This is a genomic window from Streptococcus caecimuris (assembly GCF_943193075.1).
GTDB lineage: Bacteria > Bacillota > Bacilli > Lactobacillales > Streptococcaceae > Streptococcus > Streptococcus caecimuris.
The window spans coordinates 1-6,147 of record NZ_CALPCT010000038.1; the positions used below are offsets into that span (position 1 = coordinate 1).

Sequence of the window (6,147 nt, forward strand, 5' to 3'; positions counted from 1 at the left end):
AGCCCTACTCAACTGTGCGGAGGTGGGACGACGAAATCGAATTCTAACGAATGACCGATTTCTGTCCCACTCTCTTTGCTTTTATGCATGCTCCAATCCTTTTCGTGTGTTTTCCTTAATGGTTTCGGCTGAATGGAGTAATTTTTCTTTTTCTTCTTCTGTCAAATGCAAATCCAATCGTTCAAGAATTCCTTTTCGACCTACAATTGCTGGGTAGCCAAGATAGGTTCCATATTCTGGACGATAGTTAGACACAGGCATTTCCTCGTGGCTATCATTGATCACAGCTTCTGCCAGGCGTTGGGCTGCTGCTGCAATCCCAAAATTGGTATAAAATTTGCCAAAGAAAACCGTGTGGCCGCCACGCAAGGACTCGTAGTTGATGGCGTCAAGCTCTTCTTGAGAGAAGATATCTGTAATAGCATGTCCCTTGACACGGACCTGACTCCAAGCGACAAATTGAGAATTTCCATGCTCACCGAGGTTGTAGCCTGATACACTAGCAGGAGAAACCTGCAAACGATCGGCGACTGCACGCTTCATTCGAGCTGTGTCCAGTAAGGTCCCTGTCCCAATCACCTGCTCTTTTGGAAGGCCGGTATATTGTTGATAGAGTTGAGTGACCGCATCGACCGGATTGGTCACCACTAGCAAAACACCACTAAAGCCAGAAGCTTTCAAATCACGCGCTACTTGCACCACTTGCTTGCTGGAAAAGGGAAGCTCTGCAAAACGGTCATCAGTGTTATTAGCCTGCAACTCGATATTTCCAAGAGTCGACACTACGACATCCGCATCTTTTAAAGCCGCGTAGTCATTGACCGTGATATGAACCGGATACCCGGTATTGGCAACTGTATCACAGAAATCCAAGGCATCTGCCTTGACCTTTTTCTCATTGGTATCAATCAAAACCAAATGATCACAGGTGTGTTTCAAAATCATGCTGTGGGCCAAGGTCGCACCCACATGCCCCAAACCAATAATACCAATTTTTCTTGTCATCAGAATCCTCTTTTCTAGTATCGATCACACTGTTGGTGAGGATAGCTCTTTGTTGACTCTATTCTACCACAATTCTAGAAAGGCGGATTGAAAAAATGGGAAAATTTTCAAGTTTTTTCAAAAAGAAAAGAGGCAGTGCCTCTTTTAACTACTCAAGAAAGAAGAGTCTCAATCTCTTCCAGCGACAAACCCGTCATCTCCGATATAAGATCAGGCGTCATTCCTCGTGAGACCATCTCGCATACCAACTGTTTACGACCTTGTTCCAAGCCTTTTTCTAAACCTTGTTCCAGACCTTGTACTAGGCCTTCTTCACGCGCTTCGTCTATAGCCGTCTCCAGGGTCATATCATAATTTTCTTGAATACGAATCCGCTCGTCTATCATGGTCTTCTCCTCCTTGGTCCAGCTAGATGAATCCAGTAATGAATCTGCGTGAGCTACAGCCTGACTGGGAGCTTTTGTGAAGGGAAGATTCCCAAAAAATTCCAGCCACTGTCTGCCTGCATCTGTCAGGTTCTCATCTTTATTATACTTGTCTAGCTCTAAAAAGGCAACCTGCAGAAGATTTTGGTGCTTGCCATTTTTATAATAGGCCTTGAGTTGCTTGCCAGACCGGCTATTGGTCAGCCAGTATTTATTGATGGCGGCCTCTTCGTCCAGTAAGAGCGACTTCTCCAAAATCGCAATCCCATAGACGGGCTCCATCTGCTCATACATCTTATGTGTCTGACCTTGCTGGCGCAGTTTTTGCACATTCTCCACCAGCTGATTGGCCAAATAGTAATGGAACCGATTCAAGAAATACTGCTGCTTGCGAATCTGGATCTCGATGATCACCTCAGTCCCGTCGTGGAGCTTGGCTCTCACATCCACCGCAGTGGAGAACAGGTCATCCTCCTCATAGGCCATGCTGTGGGGCTGGCTTCCCTCCACGATCTGAGCATCTGCCACATCAAGCTCCAAAATATCTCGAATAAATGCGGCCGTCACCTCCGGTAAACTAAAAATCTTCTTGGCCATGATGTCCAAGGTCGGCGATACATGCGCGTGTCTTTTCTGCATCCCTGCTCCTTTTCGATAAAAAATAGAGGGAAGGTCCCTCTACTTCTATCATTCGAAAAAAATTTGGGAAATAGGAAGCATCTTATTTTGTCGCATTTTTTAAAGCTTGTTGAAGTTCTTCATCAACTGCATAGACGTATAGCCCGTTAACTCCACGGGTTAACAAAACATTTAACTCATTTCGCAATAATGTTTCTCCGTAATTAATCATTTCACCTGATTCAAGTTTTCTGTTTTGAACAGCACTTTTATTTTTGCTTTCACTTATATCAAAAATAATTTTCCCGTCTCTATATTTGACAGATGGGCCAATGATAACTCCCACATAATTTAGATCAAATCCCTGAACGGTAAACGTTGAGCCAATTTCATGAATCGTTTGAGACTGCTCTATCCAGGATAAATGTTTAGATTCTTTTTCTTTTGCAAGTTGTCTGTTCCACGGACAAGACCAGTCTCCGATACGGACACACCAATAGTCAGAATCCTTTGGTTTTGATTGACTACTATATTCCCAATCATAGGTTGCTGTTAAGCGTGAAATCCCTAAACTCTGATTATCATTTTTTTCCATGATTGCACTTTGAAGTTCCTCAGGAGAGTCAAAAACTCTAATATCATAATCATTATCAATTGGAACCTCATTTACAACTCCAGCATCAATCAGGTTTCTTATCCACTCAACTGTTTCTTTTGTTGCATGGATACGCATTTGGTTATGTAGCGTAATGAGATTTCCTTTTAAATTGGCTTCATGTTCCAATTTCAAGAAAGCATCATCTGTCCATATTTGGGATTTATTCATGATCTGATTTTCATCATAAACTAACACGACCACTTTAGATTTAGCGAGTAAATCATTTAAATGATTCCCGCCTAAATAGGCTTGATTTTTTGCAGTCAATAACAAGTGACCTTCATCAACCACTACAATTCCAGCATCAGTTTTTTCTTTTTTCAGAGCATTTAAAAATTGAGTTGGTTTCATTACAACATTAATATTTGATCCACTCTTCCATTCCAATTTTTTCTCAATTTCTTGGTAAACACTGAGTTGATCATCATGATTCACAACCAAATTGATATCATTGTTCTCACGAATCATTTGAGTATCTTCCGAATTCAACAAATCATCGATGAGGGAACTCATCAAAACCGTTTTCCCTGCACCAGCATCACCCTTTACTAAAATTAGAACTCCTGTTTCATTTTTACTAATGACAGATGTAATTTTGAGCAATATTTCATTTTTGGCTTTCACTTGTTCATCTGTTAACTTGTGAAATGGAGAAGATTTAAATATCGCTGAATTTCGAATAAAACTTTCTGCTGGGAATAAATAATGATTTTTCCTATTTAGGGTTCTCCATATCTTTGAGAAAATCTCGTCTAACTCCTCAGAAGTGTAATATTGGTTTTGAGGATTTCCTCTCCTATTCTGAACCCTTTCAACTTGGTCAATACTTGATAGGTAGAGCATTAACCTATTCTCAATATCCAAGGTCAAAGATTTATTGAAATGGTTATGCCCAATAACAAACATTTTAGAGGTTTTAGATTGTTCAAATTGTCGCCAGTCTTCTCTATCCTTCTTTATATCATCTGACAAATGCTGATTTGTTCTACGAATGATATCTGTTGTTTCTCCGACATAAACACTATACTTGTTTTTATTCTCATCGTTTACGATATATACAGTTGGATAATCAAAGATAAGCTTAGAATGTTTCGGAGCAATCGTTTCTTTTAATTGATCAAATGTTCGATTTGAATAATCGATTTCTATAACTACGGGTGATTGAATATTGCTCATTTTTTCTCCAAGTCCGTATATTTTTTATTATTTCCCTTGCTTAATTCTACAGGATATTTTTTTGCATTTATATCAATTTTCTCTTTTATAATTTTTTCTACATCCAGATTCAAATTATCTGCTAACATTAAAGAATACATAAAAACATCCGCAAGTTCTTCTTTGATTTCTTTTAATGACTTTTCAACTACTTCCTCTGATTGTTTCCACTGAAATAGTTCTAACAATTCGCTCGCTTCTAGTGAAATCGAAATGGCCAAATCTTTTTCATTATGAAACTTTCTCCAGTCACGTTCATCTCTAAATTGATTAATTAAGTCGATTAATTCTTTCATCCGTCTATCCTTTTCCTGTACATAATCTCCTATTATTATAGCATGTTTGGGAAAGAAATTAACGCTTTCAAAGCATTTTGTTGGTTTTTCGCGCAAAAAAACGAACCTGATCTGGTTCGTTTTTTACTAGTCTAGTTGAATCCCTTTTTCTGCTAGATTCTCCAGGCATTCTTGGAGGTAAGTAGTCTGGTGCTCGGGATAGATAGGGGTGCTCAAGCCTTCCTCTTCCAGTTCTGAATAAGCTGGGCAGGTTTTGCCTCGGTAGGTCGGCTCCCACCACTCTGAGCTGACCTTATAGCCACGAGCGATCATCTCCTCCATAATAAGGCGGTGATAGGCATAGAGGCGATAGGGCGAGTAGTCAAAGACATAGTTGACCGTCGCGTGCTTCTTGCTCCAGCCATTACCCCTTAGGGCGCAGCATTCCCGGTGTTGGCCCAAGAGCTGGGGACGAGGGAGTTGGGGAATCAAGTCTTGGTGCCAGAGTCTCATCTATTGACCTCCTAGTAGCGTCGAGTCTTTTAAGTAGCGATTCGGGTAGCGCTCAAGGAGCGTCTGGATTCCCTTGATCAGATCTTCTTGGCTAGCTTGACCATGCTGATACTTCTCTAAAAGAAGCATGAAGTCGGCCTTTTCCTCTGCAGTCGCCTGCTTTTTGAAATAGCCCCAGATATGTTGGAAGGCATTGGAGACCTGGCCACGATTTTCTGGCAAGGCCAGTGCTTGCTGGATTAGGTCCTCGACGTGGCTGACCTCTACCTGGTCTTGCTTGAGGTACTCCCGGATTTCCTTGTAGAGATTACTGGAACGACTGAGTACCAGGTATTTATTTTTCGCCCATAGGACTTGACAGTGATGTTTTTGATCCACTCGTGTCTCCTTTTGATCTTCTCTATGAATAGTCCTCCCATTATACCATGGAAATGAGTGAAGTCATAAAAAAAGAAGCCAGACTTTGTACTGACCCCAAAAAGTTAGACAATTAATTTAAGCAAAGGATTTAGTTCTGTATTGTACAGGACTAAGTCCTTTTAGTTTTACCTTAATTCGTTTGTTGTTGTAATAATCAATATAGTCGACAATAGCTTGTTCCAAGTGCTCAAGTGACTGAAACGTATTCTCATAACCATAAAACATTTCAGACTTAAGAATGCCAAAGAAAGATTCCATCATACCGTTATCTGGGCTATTTCCCTTACGTGACATAGATGGTTGGATTCCCTTATTCTTTAAAAAATGATGATAGAAATCGTGTTGGTATTGCCATCCTTGGTCACTATGGAGAATTGTATTTTCGTAATGGTTCGCTGTAAAGGCTTGTTCTAGCATAGCTTTCATTTGTTGTAAGTTAGGCGAAGTAGAAAGATTGTAGGAGATAATTTCGCTGTTAAAGCCATCTAAAACTGGTGATAAATAAAGCTTTTGACTGCTTGCTGGAATGGCAAATTCTGTCACATCTGTGTAGCACTTTTGCATTGGTTTGGTTGCTTCAAATTGACGTTGAATAAGGTTATCTGCTTTCTTGCCAACCTCTCCTTGGTATGAAGAATACTTCCGTTTACGGCGAATTCGAGCCGTTAAACCAAGTACTTTCATAAGACGCTGCACCTTCTTATGGTTCACTACAAAGCCACGATTTCGTAATTCTAGAGTCATGCGACGATAGCCGTAATTTCCTTTATGCTCAGTATAAATTGACTGAATTTCAGCTTTAACTTGCTCATCCTTATCGCTTTGATCCAGCTGTTTTAAGTGATAATAATAAGTTGAACGGGCAAGCTTAATAATCTTTAGAAGGATATCTAAAGAAAACTCTGTTACCAATCCTTGAACAATTTCCGCTTTTCTTCTTGCTCTTTTTCCTCCTTCAATCGGAGTTCTCTCAACTTTTTTAGAACAGCATTCTCCGCTCTCAGGTATTCATTTTCTG

6 protein-coding genes and 1 pseudogene are annotated in these 6,147 nt (G+C 40.3%); all 7 read right to left on the minus strand.

The window, feature by feature from the left end; genetic code table 11:
• Positions 1–81 precede the first annotated feature (81 nt).
• Entirely contained in the window at positions 82–1,005 is a 924-nt protein-coding gene (locus NFR56_RS09645) for an L-lactate dehydrogenase (RefSeq protein ID WP_129824375.1), read from the minus strand.
• Positions 1,006–1,157: 152 nt separating this feature from the next.
• The gene (locus NFR56_RS09650) at positions 1,158–2,069 is read right to left on the minus strand and encodes an Rpn family recombination-promoting nuclease/putative transposase (protein WP_129824376.1); all 912 of its coding nucleotides are present in this window, start codon (positions 2,067–2,069) and stop codon (positions 1,158–1,160) included.
• A gap of 82 nt (positions 2,070–2,151) precedes the next feature.
• Entirely contained in the window at positions 2,152–3,882 is a 1,731-nt protein-coding gene (locus NFR56_RS09655; RefSeq protein WP_251458789.1) for a DUF2075 domain-containing protein, read from the minus strand.
• Entirely contained in the window at positions 3,879–4,217 is a 339-nt protein-coding gene (locus NFR56_RS09660) for a nucleotide pyrophosphohydrolase (RefSeq protein WP_251458791.1), read from the minus strand. Before NFR56_RS09660 ends, NFR56_RS09655 begins: the two co-directional genes overlap by 4 nt.
• A 126-nt stretch (positions 4,218–4,343) precedes the next feature.
• Positions 4,344–4,709 carry a TIGR02328 family protein gene (locus tag NFR56_RS09665; protein WP_251458793.1) on the minus strand — a complete coding sequence of 122 codons (366 nt, stop codon included), beginning with the start codon at positions 4,707–4,709 and terminating at the stop codon, positions 4,344–4,346.
• A complete protein-coding gene (locus NFR56_RS09670; protein ID WP_251458794.1) occupies positions 4,710–5,087 on the minus strand; it encodes a YbgA family protein in 378 nt (125 codons plus the stop codon).
• Positions 5,088–5,204: 117 nt separating this feature from the next.
• Positions 5,205–6,147 (minus strand): annotated as a pseudogene (locus tag NFR56_RS09675) (IS3 family transposase); the annotation flags it as partial.